The 19,504-nt window shown below is 55.4% G+C and carries 17 protein-coding genes, 1 tRNA gene and 1 pseudogene; 11 read left to right on the top strand and 8 right to left on the bottom strand.

Annotation, left to right across the window (positions count from 1 at the left end):
- Positions 1-99 precede the first annotated feature (99 nt).
- Positions 100-1,707 (top strand): cytosine permease, encoded by a 1,608-nt coding sequence (locus tag K5R89_RS00960; protein WP_032454090.1) that lies wholly within the window; start codon positions 100-102, stop codon positions 1,705-1,707.
- Positions 1,708-1,751: 44 nt separating this feature from the next.
- Here K5R89_RS00960 and tsaD read toward each other — a convergent pair whose 3' ends face one another.
- A complete protein-coding gene (gene tsaD / locus K5R89_RS00955; protein WP_002916879.1) occupies positions 1,752-2,765 on the bottom strand; it encodes a tRNA (adenosine(37)-N6)-threonylcarbamoyltransferase complex transferase subunit TsaD in 1,014 nt (337 codons plus the stop codon).
- A gap of 237 nt (positions 2,766-3,002) precedes the next feature.
- Between tsaD and rpsU the strand changes: the two genes are divergently transcribed.
- The 3 genes from rpsU (at position 3,003) to rpoD (ending at position 7,136) form a co-directional block, all read left to right on the top strand.
- Positions 3,003-3,218, top strand: coding sequence for a 30S ribosomal protein S21 (gene rpsU, locus K5R89_RS00950; protein ID WP_001144069.1), 216 nt, complete (start codon positions 3,003-3,005; stop codon positions 3,216-3,218).
- 111 nt (positions 3,219-3,329) lie between these two features.
- Positions 3,330-5,075 carry a DNA primase gene (gene dnaG / locus K5R89_RS00945; RefSeq protein ID WP_017899733.1) on the top strand — a complete coding sequence of 582 codons (1,746 nt, stop codon included), beginning with the start codon at positions 3,330-3,332 and terminating at the stop codon, positions 5,073-5,075.
- Positions 5,076-5,294: 219 nt separating this feature from the next.
- Positions 5,295-7,136: an RNA polymerase sigma factor RpoD gene (rpoD, locus tag K5R89_RS00940; RefSeq protein WP_004174339.1), complete on the top strand. Its 1,842-nt coding sequence runs from the start codon at positions 5,295-5,297 to the stop codon at positions 7,134-7,136.
- Between the two features lie 86 nt (positions 7,137-7,222).
- Here rpoD and mug read toward each other — a convergent pair whose 3' ends face one another.
- Positions 7,223-7,729 carry a G/U mismatch-specific DNA glycosylase gene (mug, locus tag K5R89_RS00935; protein ID WP_002917636.1) on the bottom strand — a complete coding sequence of 169 codons (507 nt, stop codon included), beginning with the start codon at positions 7,727-7,729 and terminating at the stop codon, positions 7,223-7,225.
- Between the two features lie 124 nt (positions 7,730-7,853).
- Between mug and K5R89_RS00930 the strand changes: the two genes are divergently transcribed.
- Positions 7,854-7,929: transfer RNA gene (locus K5R89_RS00930), tRNA-Ile, on the top strand.
- A gap of 160 nt (positions 7,930-8,089) precedes the next feature.
- On the opposite strand, the gene K5R89_RS00925 is transcribed toward K5R89_RS00930, so the two are convergent.
- From K5R89_RS00925 to K5R89_RS00915, 3 genes are read right to left on the bottom strand one after another with little or no spacing between them, the layout of a single operon-like run.
- Positions 8,090-8,662, bottom strand: coding sequence for a GNAT family N-acetyltransferase (locus K5R89_RS00925; protein WP_049015112.1), 573 nt, complete (start codon positions 8,660-8,662; stop codon positions 8,090-8,092).
- A gap of 1 nt (position 8,663) precedes the next feature.
- Positions 8,664-9,476, bottom strand: coding sequence for a TSUP family transporter (locus K5R89_RS00920; protein WP_224222703.1), 813 nt, complete (start codon positions 9,474-9,476; stop codon positions 8,664-8,666).
- An 11-nt stretch (positions 9,477-9,487) separates the two neighbouring features.
- Positions 9,488-10,408, bottom strand: a complete 921-nt coding sequence (locus tag K5R89_RS00915; protein ID WP_142293015.1) for a TauD/TfdA family dioxygenase — start codon at positions 10,406-10,408, stop codon at positions 9,488-9,490.
- Between the two features lie 750 nt (positions 10,409-11,158).
- Here K5R89_RS00915 and K5R89_RS00910 point away from each other — a divergent pair.
- Positions 11,159-12,004: an MBL fold metallo-hydrolase gene (locus tag K5R89_RS00910; RefSeq protein WP_087826703.1), complete on the top strand. Its 846-nt coding sequence runs from the start codon at positions 11,159-11,161 to the stop codon at positions 12,002-12,004.
- Positions 12,005-12,035: 31 nt separating this feature from the next.
- Positions 12,036-12,113: pseudogene (locus K5R89_RS27310) on the top strand (hypothetical protein); the annotation flags it as partial.
- A 71-nt stretch (positions 12,114-12,184) separates the two neighbouring features.
- On the opposite strand, the gene K5R89_RS00900 reads toward K5R89_RS27310, so the two are convergent.
- Complete coding sequence (locus K5R89_RS00900; protein ID WP_072096603.1) at positions 12,185-12,550, bottom strand: HdeA/HdeB family chaperone; 366 nt, start codon at positions 12,548-12,550, stop codon at positions 12,185-12,187.
- Positions 12,551-12,852: 302 nt separating this feature from the next.
- Here K5R89_RS00900 and evgA point away from each other — a divergent pair, with 302 nt between their 5' ends.
- Positions 12,853-13,467, top strand: coding sequence for an acid-sensing system DNA-binding response regulator EvgA (gene evgA / locus K5R89_RS00895; RefSeq protein ID WP_023291050.1), 615 nt, complete (start codon positions 12,853-12,855; stop codon positions 13,465-13,467).
- 4 nt (positions 13,468-13,471) lie between these two features.
- On the top strand, positions 13,472-16,714 hold the full coding sequence (locus tag K5R89_RS00890) for a transporter substrate-binding domain-containing protein (RefSeq protein ID WP_072413574.1): 3,243 nt from the start codon (positions 13,472-13,474) through the stop codon (positions 16,712-16,714).
- 90 nt (positions 16,715-16,804) lie between these two features.
- Here the strand turns inward: K5R89_RS00890 and K5R89_RS00885 are convergent, their stop codons facing one another.
- Complete coding sequence (locus K5R89_RS00885; protein WP_072096602.1) at positions 16,805-17,467, bottom strand: YfdX family protein; 663 nt, start codon at positions 17,465-17,467, stop codon at positions 16,805-16,807.
- A gap of 240 nt (positions 17,468-17,707) precedes the next feature.
- Between K5R89_RS00885 and K5R89_RS00880 the strand changes: the two genes are divergently transcribed.
- Together K5R89_RS00880 and hdeB are read left to right on the top strand one after the other, a co-directional pair.
- A complete protein-coding gene (locus K5R89_RS00880; RefSeq protein ID WP_072413575.1) occupies positions 17,708-18,283 on the top strand; it encodes an HdeD family acid-resistance protein in 576 nt (191 codons plus the stop codon).
- A gap of 26 nt (positions 18,284-18,309) precedes the next feature.
- The gene (gene hdeB, locus K5R89_RS00875) at positions 18,310-18,615 is read left to right on the top strand and encodes an acid-activated periplasmic chaperone HdeB (RefSeq protein WP_023291054.1); all 306 of its coding nucleotides are present in this window, start codon (positions 18,310-18,312) and stop codon (positions 18,613-18,615) included.
- A gap of 68 nt (positions 18,616-18,683) precedes the next feature.
- Here the strand turns inward: hdeB and K5R89_RS00870 are convergent, their stop codons facing one another.
- Positions 18,684-19,487: an MIP/aquaporin family protein gene (locus tag K5R89_RS00870; protein ID WP_072413576.1), complete on the bottom strand. Its 804-nt coding sequence runs from the start codon at positions 19,485-19,487 to the stop codon at positions 18,684-18,686.
- Between the last annotated feature and the right edge of the window lie 17 nt (positions 19,488-19,504).

Genomic DNA, 19,504 nt, shown 5'->3' with positions numbered 1-19,504 from the left:
CTCTTCTATCACCCTGCACCACCCTCCCCGCCACGCCTGCCCTGCAATATGGCATAAGGTTTGCTAATTCAAGTCATGCCTAACCATTAAGGAATGACTATGTCATCACTGGATCTCAACCCTGAATTACCCGCGACCGCGCGGACTTCCGGCTCCCGGGAAACCTTAGAAGATTACACCTTACGTTACGCCCCGCTGAGCTTCCGCCGCTGGGGACCGGGCGTCGTCGCGGTCACGGCGCTGGGCGGCATCGCCTATCTGGCGGACTTTTCCATCGGCGCCAGCATCGGTATGGCCTGGGGCACCAGCAACGCCATCTATTCGATCCTGGTGGCGGCGCTGGTGATCTTCCTCACCGGCATTCCGTTGGCGATCACCGCCGCGCGCTACAACATTGACCTTGACCTGATCACCCGCAGCGCCGGCTTCGGCTATTTCGGCTCGGTGATCACCAGCATTATTTTTGCCGGCTTCACCTTTATCTTCTTCGCCCTCGAAGGCTCGATCATGGCCCAGGGGCTGCTGGTGGGCCTCGGGATCCCACTGTGGATGGGGTATCTGATCGCCACCCTGATGGTGCTCCCGCTGGTGGTCTATGGCATGAAAGCCCTGACCCGCCTGCAGGTGTGGACCACTCCGCTGTGGCTGGTGCTGATGGTGGTGCCGGTGGTGTGGCTGATTGTCAAAGATCCGCAGCTGGTGGACGGCTTCCTGCATTTCGCCGGTAAAAACAGCGCGTCGACGGTGGATATCACCGCCATCATGCTCGGCGCCGGGGTATGCCTGTCGCTGATCATGCAGATTGGCGAGCAAATTGATTACCTGCGCTTTATGCCGCCTAAAACCGCTGAGAACCGTAAAGCCTGGTGGCTGGCGGTCTTTTCCGCCGGCCCGGGCTGGGTGGTGCTAGGCGCGATCAAACAGATTATCGGCGCTTTCCTCGGCTTCTATCTGTTGACCCGTTTCCCGGCGGTACACAATACCGAACCGGTGCAGCAGTTCGTCAGCGTCTTCGATAACCTGGTGCCCGGCTGGCTGGCTCTGACGCTGGCGGTGGTGCTGGTGGTGATCTCGCAGATCAAAATTAACGTCACCAATGCCTATTCCGGCTCGCTGGCGTGGACCAGCGCCTGGACCCGCACCACCAAACGCTATCCGGGGCGGATTATTTTTGTGGTGGTCAACCTGGCGATTGCCCTGGCGCTGATGGAAGGCGATATGTTCAGCGCCCTGTCGTGGATCCTCGGCTTTTACTCCAACTTCGCCATCGCCTGGGTCGTGGTGGTGGCGACCGACATCACCTTTAATAAAGGCTTGCTCAAGCTGGCGCCGGCGCAGCCGGAGTATCGTCGCGGCATGATCTACAACGTGAACCCGGTGGGCGTAGTCTCCTTTGGCCTGGCCGCCGGGCTGTCGATCTGCGCCTTCTTCGGCCTGCTGGGGACGACGCTGGCGCCGTTCTCGCCGCTGATTGCGCTGGTCGTCGCCTTTGTCATGACCCCGCTGATGGGGATCCTCACCCGCGGGCGCTACTACATTAAGCAGAGAGATGACGGGATCGCCGAACCGCGCTATGACGCGGCGGGGAACGCCTCGACCACCGTGTATCAATGCGTTAGCTGTGAGGAAGAGTACGAGCGCCCGGACGTGATGCACTCGCATAAGCATCAGGGCGCCATCTGCTCGCTGTGTAAAAGTATGGAGTAGTCAGGAAGGCAGGCCGACGTAACGTCGGCCTGTGTCAGGACGCTTTAGGCGGCAGGCAGCTCGGCCAGCGGCCAGCGCGGGCGGACCGTCACGCCGAGCTCGGCTTTGGCGCCGGTTTGCAGACGCACCATGCCGGCGTAGGCGATCATCGCGCCGTTATCGGTACAGAACTCAGGGCGGGCGTAGAACACCTCGCCGCCGCGTTTTTGCATCATCTCCGCCAGCTTCGCCCGCAGGGTGCGGTTGGCGCTCACGCCTCCCGCCATCACCAGACGCTTAAAGCCGGTTTGCTCCAGCGCGCGGCGACATTTAATCATTAGCGTATCGACGACCGCATCCTCAAACGCGCGGGCGATGTCGGCGCGGGTTTGCTCATCGTCGCCGTTGCTGCGAATGGTATTGGCGGCGAAGGTTTTCAGACCGGAGAAGCTGAAGTCCAGCCCCGGACGGTCGGTCATCGGACGCGGGAAGACGAAGCGGCCTTCAGTACCCTGGGACGCCATTTTCGACAGCATCGGCCCGCCGGGATAATCCAGCCCCAGCAGTTTCGCGGTTTTATCAAAGGCTTCGCCCGCCGCATCGTCAATCGACTCGCCCAGCAGCTCGTACTGGCCGATGCCGGTGACGCTGATCAGCTGAGTATGACCGCCGGAGACCAGCAGCGCGACGAACGGGAACGCTGGCGGGTTATCTTCCAGCATCGGCGCCAGCAGGTGCCCTTCCATATGGTGTACCGGAATCGCCGGCACGTTCCAGGCGAAGGCCAGCGACCGGCCCACGGTGGCGCCGACCAGCAGCGCCCCCACCAGGCCAGGACCCGCCGTATAGGCGACGGCATCGATATCTTTCGCCGTCAGACCGGCCTCTTTCAGCGCCGCCTGGATAAGCGGCACCGTTTTGCGCACGTGGTCGCGCGATGCCAGCTCCGGCACCACGCCGCCGTAGTCCGCATGCAGTTTCACCTGACTATACAGTTGGTTGGCTAACAGACCTTGCTGGTCGTCATAAATCGCGATGCCGGTTTCATCGCAGGATGTTTCAATGCCCAGTACACGCATGAGTTGTTTTACCTCGCTTCAATACCGCGCAGTGTAGGTCCAATGACCGGCGATGTAAAACTTTGCTCACCCCTGGTGCTCTCTTCGTGTATACTCCTCACCCTTATAAAAGTCCCTTTCAAAAAAGGCGCCGGTGCTTTACAAAGCAGCAGTAGTTGCAGTAAAATTCCGCACCATTTTGAAATAAGCTGGCATTGCGGCCAGCGGCAAACCGAATTAATCAAAGGTGAGAGGCACATGCCGGTAATTAAAGTACGTGAAAACGAGCCGTTCGACGTAGCTCTGCGTCGCTTCAAGCGTTCCTGCGAAAAAGCAGGTGTTCTGGCGGAAGTTCGTCGTCGTGAGTTCTATGAAAAACCGACTACCGAACGTAAGCGCGCTAAAGCTTCTGCAGTGAAACGTCACGCGAAGAAACTGGCTCGCGAAAACGCACGCCGTACTCGTCTGTACTAATCTGTTGAGAGCGACGCTCTCAATTCAGACCGAGTTGTAGTTGTAAGGCCGTGCTTCCGAAAGGAATGCGCGGCTTATTTTCGTTTATAGTCATCAGAAATAACGGGGCTTATGGCTGGACGAATTCCACGTGTATTTATTAGCGATCTGCTTGCCAGAACCGACATCGTCGATCTGATCGATGCGCGGGTAAAGCTGAAAAAGCAGGGCAAAAATTTTCACGCGTGCTGTCCGTTCCATAACGAAAAAACCCCCTCTTTCACCGTCAACGGTGAAAAACAGTTTTACCACTGCTTCGGCTGCGGGGCGCACGGCAATGCTATCGATTTCCTGATGAACTACGACAAGCTCGAGTTCGTGGAAACGGTCGAAGAGCTGGCCGCCATGCACAACCTCGAAGTGCCTTATGAAGCAGGCAACGGACCCAGCCAGATAGAGCGCCATCAACGGCAGAACCTCTACCAGTTACTGGATGGTCTGAATACGTTTTATCAACAGTCTCTGATGCAGCCCGCCGCCGACCCTGCGCGCCAGTACCTGGCAAAACGGGGGTTAAGCAGCGAGGTGATTACGCGCTTTGCCATCGGCTATGCTCCCCCAGGTTGGGATAACGTTTTAAAACGTTTTGGCGGCAATCAGGAAAACCGCCAGTCGCTTATTGATGCCGGCATGCTGGTCACCAACGATCAGGGACGCAGTTACGATCGCTTCCGCGAACGGGTAATGTTTCCCATCCGCGATAAGCGAGGCCGGGTGATTGGGTTTGGCGGACGGGTGCTGGGCGATGCCCTGCCGAAGTATCTCAACTCCCCGGAAACCGACATATTCCATAAAGGCCGTCAGCTGTATGGCCTGTATGAAGCGCAGCAGGACAACCCCGAACCACCGCGGTTGCTGGTTGTCGAAGGCTATATGGACGTCGTGGCGCTGGCGCAGTACGACATCAACTATGCTGTCGCCTCGCTGGGTACCTCGACCACGGCCGACCATATCCAGCTGCTGTTCCGGGTGACCAATAACGTCATCTGCTGCTACGACGGCGACCGGGCCGGCCGCGATGCCGCCTGGCGCGCGCTGGAGACGGCGCTGCCGTACATGACCGATGGTCGCCAGCTGCGCTTTATGTTTCTGCCTGACGGCGAAGACCCGGATACGCTGGTGCGTAAAGAGGGCAAAGCGGCGTTCGAGGCGCGGATGGAGCAGGCTCAGCCGCTCTCCACGTTCTTGTTTAACAGCCTGCTGCCGCAGGTCGACCTCAGCACGCCGGACGGGCGCGCGCAGCTGAGCACGCTGGCGCTGCCGCTGATAACCCAGGTGCCGGGCGAAACCCTGCGCATCTATTTGCGTCAGGAGCTGGGCAACAAGCTGGGCATTTTAGATGACGCCCAGCTTGAACGTTTAATGCCAAAACAGGCGGAAAATGGCGCGCCGCGCCCCGCACCACAGCTAAAACGCACGACCATGCGTATACTGATAGGACTGCTGGTGCAAAACCCGGATCTGGCGCCGTTAGTCCCACCGCTGGAAGGGCTGGACTCGCGCAAAATGCCGGGGCTGAGCCTGTTCGGCGAGCTGGTGAAAAGCTGTCTGGCGCAGCCTGGTCTGACAACCGGGCAACTTTTAGAGCAATATCGCGGCACAAAAGAGGCCGCAACCCTTGAAAAACTGTCGATGTGGGACGATATAGCAGATAAAGATATCGCTGAACAAACCTTCACCGACTCGCTCAACCATATGTTTGATTCACTGCTGGAACTGCGACAGGAAGAGTTGATAGCTCGCGATCGCACACACGGTTTAAGCAGTGAGGAACGCCGGGAGCTCTGGACCATCAGCCAGGAGCTGGCGAAGAAATAAATGACAGACTCAGTCATTCACGTTGCATTGATGCAGCAGCAGAACGCAGAGCAACGTGAAGGACACCGTATTTAACGGCTTAAGTGCCGAGTATCGATCGGGAAGCCCCCGACAGCCGCGCAGAGGCGCAGCGGCAATAATATAAGTACGCCCTCGCTTTAAATGTCGACAGCCCGCCTGCCGACACCAATCAAACGAATTAAGTGTGGATACCGTCTTATGGAGCAAAACCCGCAGTCACAGCTGAAGCTTCTTGTCCAACGTGGTAAGGAGCAAGGCTATCTGACCTATGCCGAGGTCAATGACCATCTGCCGGAAGATATCGTCGATTCCGATCAGATCGAAGACATCATCCAAATGATCAACGACATGGGCATTCAGGTGATGGAAGAAGCACCGGATGCCGATGATCTGATGCTTGCCGAAAACACCGCGGATGAAGATGCTGCCGAAGCCGCCGCGCAGGTGCTCTCCAGCGTGGAATCCGAAATCGGGCGCACGACCGACCCGGTGCGCATGTACATGCGTGAAATGGGTACCGTAGAGCTGCTGACCCGTGAAGGCGAAATCGACATCGCCAAACGCATCGAAGACGGCATCAACCAGGTGCAGTGCTCCGTTGCCGAATATCCGGAAGCGATCACCTACCTGCTTGAGCAGTACGACCGCGTTGAAGCGGAAGAAGCCCGTCTGTCCGATCTGATCACCGGTTTCGTCGATCCGAACGCCGAAGAAGATATGGCGCCGACCGCCACCCACGTTGGCTCCGAGCTGTCTCAGGAAGAGATGGATGACGACGAAGACGAAGACGAAGATGAAGACGCCGACGACAACAGCGATGACGACAACAGCATCGACCCTGAGCTGGCCCGTGAGAAGTTCGCCGAGCTGCGTACCCAATACGAGCTGACGCGCGACACCATCAAAGCCAAAGGTCGTAGCCATGCCGCCGCCCAGGAAGAGATCCTGAAGCTGTCCGAAGTCTTCAAGCAGTTCCGCCTGGTGCCGAAGCAGTTCGATTACCTGGTCAACAGCATGCGCAGCATGATGGATCGCGTTCGTACTCAGGAACGTATCATCATGAAGCTGTGCGTTGAGCAGTGCAAAATGCCGAAGAAAAACTTCATCACCCTGTTCACCGGCAACGAAACCAGCGAAACCTGGTTCAACGCCGCGGTGGCGATGAACAAGCCGTGGTCCGAGAAGCTGCTGGAAGTGAAAGAAGACGTGCAGCGCGGCCTGCAGAAGCTGCAGCAGATCGAAGAAGAGACCGGCCTGACCATCGAGCAGGTGAAGGATATCAACCGTCGCATGTCCATCGGTGAAGCGAAAGCCCGCCGGGCGAAGAAAGAGATGGTGGAAGCGAACCTGCGTCTGGTTATCTCGATCGCCAAGAAATACACCAACCGCGGTCTGCAGTTCCTCGACCTGATTCAGGAAGGCAACATCGGTCTGATGAAAGCGGTTGATAAGTTCGAATACCGTCGCGGCTATAAGTTCTCGACCTACGCCACCTGGTGGATCCGTCAGGCCATTACCCGCTCTATCGCGGATCAGGCGCGCACTATCCGTATTCCGGTGCATATGATTGAGACCATCAACAAGCTCAACCGTATCTCCCGTCAGATGCTGCAGGAGATGGGCCGTGAACCGACTCCGGAAGAGCTGGCTGAGCGCATGCTGATGCCGGAAGACAAGATCCGTAAAGTGCTGAAGATCGCCAAAGAGCCTATCTCCATGGAAACGCCGATCGGCGACGATGAAGATTCGCATCTGGGGGATTTCATCGAGGATACCACCCTCGAGCTGCCGCTGGATTCCGCGACCACCGAGAGCCTGCGCGCGGCAACGCACGACGTGCTGGCCGGCCTCACCGCTCGTGAAGCGAAAGTCCTGCGTATGCGTTTCGGTATCGACATGAACACCGACCACACGCTGGAAGAAGTAGGTAAACAGTTCGACGTTACTCGCGAACGTATCCGTCAGATCGAAGCGAAGGCGCTGCGTAAACTGCGCCACCCGAGCCGTTCTGAAGTGCTGCGTAGCTTCCTCGACGATTAATCGTCGCCAGCCTGTTAAAAAGCTCCCTGCGGGGAGCTTTTTTTATGGCGTTCAGGTGGCCATCCGGGGAAAGTCGCCCCTCTCCGCTACTGGCCGCGGGTCGCCAGGGCATCATCCAGTTCACGATAGGCCGCCACCAGCTTATCGAGCGTCGCCCGATTTAAGCCGCTGGGATTGGGCAGCACCCACACCTGGGTCGTGCCGATGGTCATGGCCTGTTTCCCCCACTTCGCGCCGCGCTGGTTAAAGGCCAGCTCGAAGGCCTGCTTGCCGAGCACCGCCAGCGCCTGCGGCTGATACTCCTCAATCTTCCTCACCAGCTCACGGCCGCCGCTGCGCAGCTCCTGCAGGGCGACCTCGCTGGCCTGCACCGTCGGACGCTCAACCAGCATGGTGATGCCGCAGCGCGTATCCAGCAGCTGCAGCTCCTCTTCCGGCCTGAGCTGTCGGTCGGTAAACCCGGCCTGATGGATGACCTTCCAGAAGCGATTGCCAGGATGGGCAAAATGAAAGCCGGTATGGGCGGAGGACTTCCCCGGGTTGATACCGCAAAAGACAACGCGCAGGCCCGGCGCAAGGATATCGCTAATCATGTTTTCTCCGGCTGTATGGCTAAAACATGATTATAAAGGATTGAAAATGCATTGTTTATAAAAACAGCAGCTGCGCGCTTTACGCTGGATTGCAACCGTCAGTTACTTTATAATCCCTCGCCACGGCCCCTTAGCTCAGTGGTTAGAGCAGGCGACTCATAATCGCTTGGTCGTTGGTTCAAACCCAACAGGGGCCACCAGATATCAAGGGCTTACGTGAAAACGTAGGCCCTTTTCCTTTTCCAGACGCCCCTGAAAAGAGCAAAGATCGGTTAGCCACCGGCCAAACCCGGACCTTCGCTTATGCCGGCAGGCGCCGAAGACGCCCGCCGGGTCTGCCGCAATGTATCAGCCCACCTCTCAGGAGGTCGGTAACGCCATCATGTGGTACTTATTGCCATTGAAGTGAAAGAAACCGACGTCCTCAAACTGGTTGCGGGTATGAAATGCATACGAGCGCGGGTTCAGCACATTGACAAAGGTAACGATGACGGGATAACGCGGTGCAAACACCTTGCGTTGATACTCAAGCAGCATCTCGCCTACGCCCTGGCCACGATACTCTTCTGCGACACAGATGGGGCCATACTGGTATGAGCTAACCGCATCCAGATTTTTTCCCTGGTAGTGATATTCATTGAGAATACTTGCCATGTATTTAAACATGGGCCAAGGGCTGAGAAATTCCCACGATCCACCAAGCAACAGGCCAATGACCTTGCCGCATGTACTATCAACCGCAATCACCACACCACTTTCGGCTGAACGCAGTTCATTTAACTGCTGCTCCGTCATATCGGTGGTGACAAATCCATTCGCCCGCTGCTCTCCCGCAAGATTTTTTGCGTGATAGCGCTCCAGCAGTTGTTTCACCTCTGGAATATCTGAGTCTTGCGCCAGCCGCACGACGATATTTTCATTGCCCATTGCCATTTCATACTCCTGTAAAATATTTTACTGAAAGCGTCACCATCATGGCACCCACGGTGACAAACAGAACTTTGCGGATAATTTCACCATTGGTTTTAATGGCATGCAGACTGCCAATATGATTACCAGCCAGGCTGGCAATAATCATCGGAATACCGATTAAATAAGCCATCTTACCGGCAATCGCAAAGGCAACAAACGCCCCTATATTGGATGCAAAATTAAAGATTTTGCTGGTCGCGGATGCCTGCAGCAGTCCAAACTTATTAATAACCGTTAAGGCAATGATGAAAAGGCTACCGGTCCCAGGGCCAAAAAAACCATCATAAAAACCCACGATAAAACACACTACAAAGATTGCCAGAAAGTTAGTCCTGGCAGAGTCGTCAGCGGACTCTTTAATTTTTCCCTTAATCGTTGCTGCGAGTAAACCAACGGGTAATAGCACCACAATGACGATCGATAAGGTCTCCACAGGCAAAAGTAATATCACCTTCGCGCCCACATAGGCTCCCGCCAGGGCAGAAATTAATCCCGCAGGGATAACGCGCCAGATAACAGACTTATTTTTAACAAAGTTCTTAATGGCAGCGATGGTGCCTATAGTACTGACCAGTTTTTCCTGTCCCAGCGCAAGCTGAGGTGGTAGCCCTGTCAGGATAAAGGCTGGAATTAACACGAGTCCAGCACCGCCCGCAATCGCATCAATATAGCCCGCGATAAATGATGCAATAACCAGCAGGATCACCCCGAGAATAAGGTAATGAGCAATAACGCTTCCCTCAATGAACATTGAGTGATTAACTAAATCTGACATTTTTTGTTCCGTTATAGTGTGCGCAGGTGGTGGAGACAAAGTGAAGAATCGACAAGCTGCGTATCAGTTGGTCTGTGTTTCATAGCAAAAACCCGCAATAACCACCTGTCCGTGCCATCAAAACGAGGTTCAAAAGCATTTCTGGTATGCATTGTTCTTTGGTTTAAAAAAGTCACTGAATAGCCTGGCTCCAGCGGAACATTGAACCACAGGTCATGTTCCAGGGTGATAAATCGCATTTTTTCCAGCGCGGCTTCGGCTTCGAGAGTCATACCTTGAGTATTGTGCCAGTCAAATCGTGAATACCAGACACCGTTGTCGCTCACAATAATCGGCACCTTCTCAATACTGGATCCCTCTGTAAAGCTGGCTGGCCGTTTAATCCTGAAGGCGGGGCTGGCAAGAATAGCGATATCCTTATCAGAAAGCCCCTTCAGAATCTGATCCAGTTTTAACAGACTGGTGTGAACGCCTTCCTCTTTCCTGAGACACAACAAACTCAGAGTGTCAGGACAGCCGCCAAGTCTGTTAGACGGCGTCTCGCCGGTAATGTACAGATCGGGATTATCGACATGCGGGTAAAAGTCATACTTAGCCCCCTGAGAACTTATTTTCTCTTCTGCCTGGAGCATCGGGCAGACATGCCTTATAAGATGTCCGTTATTTTCGCCCTGATAGACGACGGGCCATAGGCCGGCCTGAAAATGTGCAGAAAGATAAGCGCCATGTAACGCTGCATTTTTTGACTCGACATAATCAGCATAAGAGGGAACAACGGGGGTTTGAGTGATTTCTTGTGCATCAAAGTGTGGCAATTTCCATATTACATAACAGTCCTCTTCAAGCCTTTTCCTGAATTCGTCTGTTGGTATGGGAAGCGCGTCTTTGATACGGTCGGCGATTGATAGAATAATTCCATTCTTCATAAACATACCCTGTCCTGAAGCTACCAGTATAATAAGATTTATTTCACTATTTCTCTGAATTGTTCATTCAGATATTTCCATTTCATTCTAAATAGTGCGGTTAATTTATAACGCAGGTTTATTAATCCCTTCAAGGTAGCGGATAAAATCCAGACGATCTTTCTATCTTTAGCGCTGACTACAAACCTTTAAATTTTAATCACATAATTTTTACAAAATATTATCCTGCGAGCCGTTAGCTGAATCAGTTCAGCTAAAGGCTGTCAATGATTCGTTAATAACAAATAGAAATAAGATATATCAATATTAGCAACGCTACTGGATACGACGTTTCTCAAGTCAGGTCAGCGATGTGGGCAACTGCGCATTCCTATCCCTGCAGCCCTCAGGATCGTTCATGTCGAACGGCCCGACTTTACGGTAGCGTTCGATTGGTTGACCATCAGGGCGTGGCGCGATATCGGTATCCCCATAGACCGGTTGTGTTGTCAGGGATAAAAAACAGCGATTGCATAACTACCGTCTCCCTTGCGATGAGCATGGCCGCGATTGCATACATGGCTAACGCAAGCGAGAAACGGCACTATGCAAATTTTTTAGTTAAGCTCATCCTTTTTCCCGGCGGCATCTGGTCAGCCCTGGCATGCATGACAAATGTTGGTGAATTGCTTATCCGCAATGACTGTGGCATAACACCAGTCCAGAATAGAAAGATGTCGTTTTTTATATTGTTGGCGCCACATCGAGGATTTATTGATGCAATTAACGGTTCTGGTTGATAATAATACATTCATTGACAGGTACCTTATCGGTGAACCTGGTGTGTCTTATCTGATTGAGTATGATGGTCAAAAAATTCTTTTCGATACGGGATATTCAGATGTTTTCCTGCAAAATGCGCAAACGTTGAAAATAGATTTGACCAGTATCGATAGTATCGTGTTATCCCATGGCCATAACGATCATACCTGGGGACTCAATCATTTAATCCAATATTATGATCGACTCAACTTCACTCCCGAGAAAAAGATAAACTTAATCTGCCATCCAGATGCATTAAGCCCAAAGTATTTTGATGAAAAATCTATAGGGATAAACTACAGATTCGATAAAAATGATCTCTTCTTCAACAAAGTTTGCAGCCAAAAACCTTATCCACTCACTGAAAACATCATCTTCCTTGGTCAAATACCAAGGGACAATAAATTCGAGATGCTGACACCGGTAGGCCAAACGGTGGATGAGAAAGGCGAAATCACTGATGATTACGTTATGGATGATTCTGCGCTGGCAATAAAGACAGAAGATGGACTGGTGGTAGTCACAGGCTGTTCTCACGCGGGAATAGCTAACATTATTGAATATGCGAAACAGGTTACCGGAGAACATCACATTGTTTCGGTCATTGGCGGGTTCCATTTGCAAAATGCTGATGAAGATCGCCTCACACAGACAGGGGATTACCTTAAAGCATTGTCCCCGGGCTCCGTCTATCCATGCCATTGTACCGATCTTGCGGCGAAGGTTAGCCTGGCGCGTTTTATCAAAATTAACGAGGTCGGCGTTGGATTAACGCTGAATTTTTCTGCCGCCGGGAAATAAATGTGAAAGCGCGCAGATGACAGCGCCTCTGGATACCATCTGCGCCGGCGCCAACCCGACGCCAGCGAGCAAGGCCTGCGACGCCCTGTCGCAAAAAGCGGACCGCTGCCGATCCCCGGCGCAGGAATGGGCTGCTAACTGCACATTTAGTCACTTTTTCTGCCGCTTTATCGCGGTCGCTTAATTTAGCGACCGCACCTGCTGGTAGGAATTGAGCCGTTCACGCAGCGAAGTCAGCCAGGCATCTGGCTCCTGACGGCAGATTTCGGTGAGGATCGGCGTCAGCACCAGCTCGGCTTCATGGAAGTCGGTCCACTCCGGCGGCTGCAGGGAAAAAGGATCGTTCATCAGCCAGATCACCATCGGTGTCCAGGTGCGCGGATCCAGCTGCAGATAATCCTGACAGCGCATCATATCGCGCGTCCGCGCCTCTGCGGGCGAGGCGTCCTTTCCCACCGCGGCGCTACTCATTGCCACGAGTATTATTCCTGCCATTAGACGTTTCCAAACCCATTTTTGCCAAAGGGCGAGCTTCACTTTTGCCATTGTTATTATTTTACCTGCCAGTTGTCACCGGACGATATTCCCGGCAACTCACCTTAAAAAGAGCAGATTAATCGTTTGCATTTTTTTTAATACCAGACAGCGCTGAAGTAAGCGAACGCCTGTTCCTACAGCTGTCATCCAGATATGCAAATATATTCAGCGAAGGGTTCGCCCAGAATATCTTCCCCGGGCGAAAACGATTTGTGTTACAATTGCGCCTTATTACGGCATCGATAAAAATAACCCCCGCCGCACCTGCACCAGACATCGCCCTTCTTTTTCATATCAGGATTTACGCCCCCATGAATGCGATAATCATTGACGATCATCCATTGGCACGTATCGCCATTCGTAACCTACTCGATACCAACGGTATTACCGTCGCGGCAGAGCTCGACAGCGGCGCTCATGCGGTGCAGGCCGCCGAAACGATGCAGCCTGACTTGCTGATCGTTGACGTCGATATTCCGGAGCTCAGCGGCATCGACGTTCTTGAGCAGCTGCGCAAACGCCGCTACCAGGGAAAAATTATCGTCATTTCCGCCAAAAATGAACGGTTCTACGGCAAACGCAGCGCCGACTGCGGGGCCAATGGTTTTGTGAGTAAAAAAGAGGGAATGAATAATATCCTCGCCGCGATCGAGGCGGCCAATAATGGCTACAGCTATTTCCCCTTTTCACTGGAGCGCTTCTGCACCCACGGCATCACCGATCAGGACCGGCTGGATACGCTGTCAACGCAGGAGATGAAAGTCTTCCGCTATATCCTCAGCGGCGTCGACTACACCACCATCGGCAGCAAAATGAATATCAGCAATAAGACGGTCAGCACCTATAAGGTCCGTCTGATGGATAAATTAGGCTGCAGCTCCCTGCTTGAGCTTTATGACTTTGCGCAACGCAATAAAATAGGGTGATGCCATGGTCGTTCGTCTTATTTTATCCCTGATTGTCGGACTAGCGCTAAGCCACTCCCCCGCCGCGTTTGCCATGAAGCAACTGGAGCTGAAAAGCCATGCCCACATTGCGGCAATCGACATTCCGCTTAACGATACGGAAAAGGTCTGGCTGGCCGCCCGGCCGACGCTGACCGTCGGCACCTGGCTGCCTGAGATGACGCCTATCGTCTACGACAGCGACGAGGAGAGCTATCAGGGAATTAACGCCGACTATCTGGCGCTAATGGCGCACAGCCTCGGGTTGAAGGTGGTTATCCGCCAATATGACACCGAGCAGCAGGCGCTGGCCGCCCTGGCCGACCGCCAGGTGGATACCCTGCTCACTCAGGTGGCGCACCGGGATGCGCTCGCCCCGGGACTGACGCACACCGCACCGCTGATCAAAACCTGGCCGACGCTGGTCACCTCGCTAAAATCCCCCCTGCCGCCGCTGACCACCGACCGCCGCGTCACGCTGGCCTGCACCCGCGATTGCGCCTTTTTCGATATCATTCAGCAGGCGTTTCCCAACGCCAAAATCACCCTTTACGATAGCGACTATCAGGCTCTCGCCTCGGTGGTCAGCGGCGAGAATCAGTATTTCATCGGCAATAACATCACCACCGGCCACTGCATCTCGAAATATTTCTCGCAATCGCTGGTCATCGCACACTATTTTCGTCAGCAGGAGCAGCACAACCGCTTTGTCACCCGCGAGGATCGACCGGCGCTGCACCAGCTCCTTGACCGTTTTATCCACGCTATCGACAGCGATACCGCGATGCGGATCATGCAAAACTGGCTCAACCGCGGCGATCTGTCATTTCTCAATACGCCGCTGTCCTTTAGCGCCGAAGAGCAGCGCTGGCTACAGAAGCATCGTCGCGTCCGCCTGCTGGTCAACCCCTACTTTCCGCCTTTTACTCTGGTGGATGACGAGGACGAGCTGCGCGGCATTATGGCCGATATGCTGAATATTTTCTCGCTACAGACCGGGCTGCAGTTTGACCCCATCCTGGTGCGCAACCGTCAGGATCTGGCAAAGCGGATGGAAAAAGAGGACTGGGCGATCATGCCCGCCGCGACCCTGACCCCACAACCGCAGGCCTACGTCACCCTCAGCGACCCGCTGATTAACGTGGCTTTTGTGCTGGTCGCCCGCGGCAGCGCCCCCGACCCACATCTGCTGGCCCGCCCGGCGCGGATCGCCCTGCCAGTGGGGCCAATCGCCGCCCACGACCTGAAAGCGCGCTTTCCACAGGTTGACTGGGTGGAGACGGATAACGTTGGCGTCGCGATGAAGATGGTGGAGGAAGGCGAGGTGGATGCCGCGGTAGCGTCGGAGCTTTCCGCCCGCTATATGATCGACCACTATTATCCACAGGGTCTGCACTACGCCCGCATCGACGGACTCCCGGTCGCCGCCATTCGGCTGGCGATCCCGCGCGATGAGCCGGTGCTGGCCGCCATCCTCAGCAAAGCGCTGCAGGCCATTCCGCCGCGGGATATTCTGCAGATGACCGAGAAGTGGTCGAAAATTTCCAGCCAGCAAATAGAGAACTGGAGCCAGTACAGCCGCCAGTTTTACCAGCTGATCGCCTTCGCACTGGTGCTGATCGCCATCAGCCTCGGGTGGGGACTCTCCCTGTGCCGGGAAGTGCGCAAACGTAAAGACTCTCAGCAGCGGCTGGAGGAGGAGCTGGCGCAGAAGGAGGCCCTCTCCTGCGCCCTGGAGCGGGAAAAAGACAAAGCGATTCAGGCGACAAAAGCCAAGAGTCGCTTTCTGGCCAGCATGAGCCACGAGCTGCGCACGCCGGTGAGCGCCATCGTCGGCTTTCTGGAACTGCTGGCGAAACCGGAGCTGAACGTCGGTCAGCGTAAAGAGGCGATCGAGCTGGCGGGGTCGACGGCGCAAACCCTGCTGGGGCTGATCGGTAATATTCTCGATATCGACAAGATTGAGTCGGGAAAATACCAGATCACCCCGCAGTGGAGCGATGTCGCACAGGTCGTGTCGCAGCAGTGTCACACCTTCGGCGCGCTGGCGCAGCAAAAGGGGATCGCGCTCCACGACCATAACGCGCTACAGGAGGGGACCATGCTGTGGATCGACCCGCAGGCGCTGCGGCAAATCCTCAATAATCTCATCGGCAATGCGCTGAAGTTTACCACCGAGGGCGCGATTCAGGTCGACTGCCGGCTGACGCAAGCGGATGAGACGCAGGGGGAGCTGACCCTCATCATTAGCGACAGCGGCTGCGGGATCGGTGAAGAAGAGCAGACCACTCTCTTTCACCGTTATGCGCAGGCGCGCCAGGGGCGCAAACAGACCGGTTCCGGCCTGGGTCTGGTCATTTGCCAGGAGCTGGTCGCACTCATGCAGGGCCGACTGGAGATGGTTAGCCATCCTGGCGTGGGGACCACCTTCACCATCACCCTGCCAGTCAAGGTGAGTCGCTGCGCCGTTCGCGCGCCGAAGGCGTTGCCGGCCAGGCAGCAGGCCTTGCCCGGGCTGTCGATATTGATAGCCGACGACCATCCCACCAACCGGCTGCTGCTCAAGCGCCAGCTCAGCACTATCGGCTATAGCGTCGATGAAGCCTGCGACGGTGAAGAGGCGGAGAATAAGCTCGCTGGCAAACATTACGATCTGCTGATCACGGACCTCAATATGCCGAAGAAAGATGGCCTGACGCTGGCGGCGTCGCTACGTCGGCGCTACCCGGACCTGATGATTTGGGGGGTGACCGCCAGCGCGCTGCCGCAGTCGCGGGAGGCCTGTCTGGCCAGCGGCATGAATATGTGTCTGTTTAAGCCAGTGTCGGTTCAGACGCTGAGCCACGAGCTGAGCCGTTTAGCGGTGGGCCACGCATCGCCAAACGTCGCCCGACACCTGCGGCTCAGCGTGCTGACCGAAAATACCGGGGGAGACCAGGCGCTGATGACTGAGATGCTGGAGACGTTCCGCGATGCGTCGGCCGCGGATTTACAGGCTGCCGGACAGGCAATCGCCCGGCATGAGCCGCAGATCTTTCTGCGAGCGCTGCACCGTCTGCACGGTTCAGCGCAAATTCTGGGGATTACTGCGCTGCAAGCGCTGTGCGCCCCTTTTGAGGCGAAGCGGCCTGACTCGCTAACGCCGGCAAGCTGTCTGGAGGTGGTACAGCGCATCACCGGCGTCATGCGCGAGATCGATGGCGAAATCGACGCCCTGATCGGCCGCTAGCCGTTCCGGTCGGGCAGTCCGCCTGCCCGGCCGTTAAGGGGACATCCTTGTCAGTTTCTTCCTCTGCGCTCTCTCAGGGTGGAACAGGTATCAGTTGCCTGCCACCAGCATCTCACTGTCCACCACGATGCCCTCTTCAGCGCCTTTCAGCACCAGATTCGCTTCGTAATATTTTCCAGCTTTCAGCAAGTCTTGCGCCTGCGCCACCGCCTTACGGGTCTGGTTGAGCGGCATCAGATACTGGTTCTCAATTACGCCAATACCGGCCAGACGGAGGGTATCGATAGCCCCTTTCTGATCGCCTTTCGCCAGTTTTTCGTTAGCGGATTTAATGGCACTCTCTTTTTCCGGCGTGGCTACATAGTCTTCAGACAGAGCGATAGAGGCGTTAATGACCACATAGCGATCGGCGATCATTTTGGCTTTAGCATCGGTTTTCACAAACTTCGCCCAGCTGGCGTCATCGGCGGCCAGCAGCGCGGCGGCGTCGTCAGTCAGTTTTTTCGCGCTATCCGGCTGGCCATGGAACAGCGCCAGACGGGCGAACTGGACGTCGCGCATCGCGTTCGCGCCCTGCACCGCCACCTGCAGCACATCGGCGGCTTCTTTCTGCACCTGCGCTGTGGCTGCCGCGGCTGGCGCTGCCGTCGCGCTATCTGCTGCCCACACCGGAGAGGTACCCATCATGGTTGCCAGCAGGCTCGCCAGAATGACTTTTTTCATCGTTAACTCCTGATTAAAATCGGTAAGCATCACCAAACGCAGCCAGCTTAAAAAATATCATGGGCATTGAGAATCAGAGCCCGGAAGGAATATTGCGGGCCTTGTCTGACAGCTGTCAGACAAGGCGTATAAAGTCACCTCAGCGCTCTTATTTACGCCTGCCGATAGCGCGGCCTACTATTTTCCTCAGACCTTTCTTTTGGCCCGCTGAATAAAGCATGACGCATTTTATTCAGCGTCAGGCCGGCAACCGGGATCTGCGGAGCAATTATGTTTATGTTTAGCTATTACACCTTAAATGCGTTTAACCCACGCGTCTTCATTCGATATAAACGGCATGCCGGCTTGATGGCCGCGCTGCTGTTTATCTGCGGGGCCTGTTGCCTGGCCTGGCCGCTGGTCGCCGGCTGGTATCTCGCCACGGTGACCGGCATGTTGTTGATGATCTGCGGCTTCTACTCACTTTATAGCCTGATCGTCTTCCGCCAGCAGCACAGGAAATCACGCCTGGTAGCGCTGATCTTCGCCATCGCCTGGATCGTGCTCGGCCTGAGCTTTGTCGTTAATCCTCTTAACGGCATGAGCAGCCTGGCCCTCTTATTCGGCTTTTTATTTGTTCTCGGCGGTATTTCCCGCATCGTCAACGGATGTCAAACCCGAAAACAAAGCGGCGCCGGCTGGAATATTTTTATCGGCCTGTTGGATTTACTTATCGCCTGCCTGTGGCTGGCCATGAATCCGCAGCAAAGCTGGATATTTATTACCGCCTTTATCGGCGTTGAAATGATATTTAGCGCCATCGGCTTGCTGGTCCTGCGCAATAAAATGAAGCACGCCCAGGCTTAAGCCCTATTTTGTCACTGGAGAAGAAAATGAATTTGCCTAAAGCACTCGTACTGACCGTAGCGGCCACCACATTCTGTCTGATGACCAGCCCGGCGTTCGCGGTTCTGGAAACCACACCGCAGAATATGACCTGTCAGGAGTTTATGGATATGAACCCAAAAAGCATGACCCCGGTGGCCTTCTGGGTGGTGAACCGCAACACCGACTTCAGCGGCGGCGACTACGTCGACTGGCATGAAGTCGAGACCGTTTCGGTGCCGAAAATGTTGCAGCAGTGCCACAAGAACCCCGCCGCCAAACTCGGCGAACTCAATGCGGTCATCAAGAAATAACCCTGTTCCCCGGCGACTCGCCGGGGGAAGTTAACCTCGTTGCCCGCCGTGATGCGGCGCGCCCCGTCTCACTCATCGCTAGCGCATTCGCACGGCAGATGGTGGCCGATAAGCTTGCGGTATAAAAACGCCCCCATAATCGCCCCCACCACCGGCGCCAGCAGCGGCACCCAAAAGTAGGGTATCGGCTGCCCGCCGGTAAAGGCGATCGCGCCCCAGCCGGCCAGACTGGTAAACAGTTTAGGGCCAAAATCACGCGCCGGATTCAGCGCAAAGCCGGTTAGCGGCCCCATCGACGCGCCGATCACGGCGATCAGCAAGCCAATCAGCAACGGCGCCAGCGGCCCGCGCGGGATGCCATTGCCGTCGTCGGTCAGAGCCATGATCATCGCCATCAGGATCGCCGTGATGGTGGTCTCTACGGCAAACGCCTGCCAAAAGGTGATATGCGGATGCGGGTAGGTGGAAAAGACCCCGGCCAGGTTAAGGCTGGCGACGGTACCGCGAACGATATGCTGGCTCTGTTCAAGATCAAGAAACAGCTGACGATAGAGCCCGTACACCAGGGCGGCGGCGCAGAATGCCCCGGCCGTCTGGGCGACAATAAACGGCAGTACTTTACGGCGTTCAAAACAGGCGAACAGCCACAGGGCAATAGTGACGGCCGGATTAAGGTGCGCGCCGGAGACGCCAGCCGTCAGATAGATGGCCATGGCGACGCCGAGGCCCCAGATAATACTGATTTCCCACTGGCCAAAGCTGGCTCCGGCGACCCGCAGCGCAGCGACACAGCCCGCGCCGAAGAAAATGAGCAGTCCGGTGCCAAGAAACTCGGCCACGCACTGCCCGGTTAAGCTAGAAGTCTGGTTCATCATTGGCATCCTGAAAT

The organism is Klebsiella sp. TF21-TM (genome assembly GCF_019753495.1).
GTDB classification, from domain to species: Bacteria; Pseudomonadota; Gammaproteobacteria; order Enterobacterales; family Enterobacteriaceae; genus Klebsiella; species Klebsiella quasipneumoniae.
Note: the sequence above shows the minus strand (reverse complement) of the source record. Positions and strands in the feature narration are given on the sequence as shown.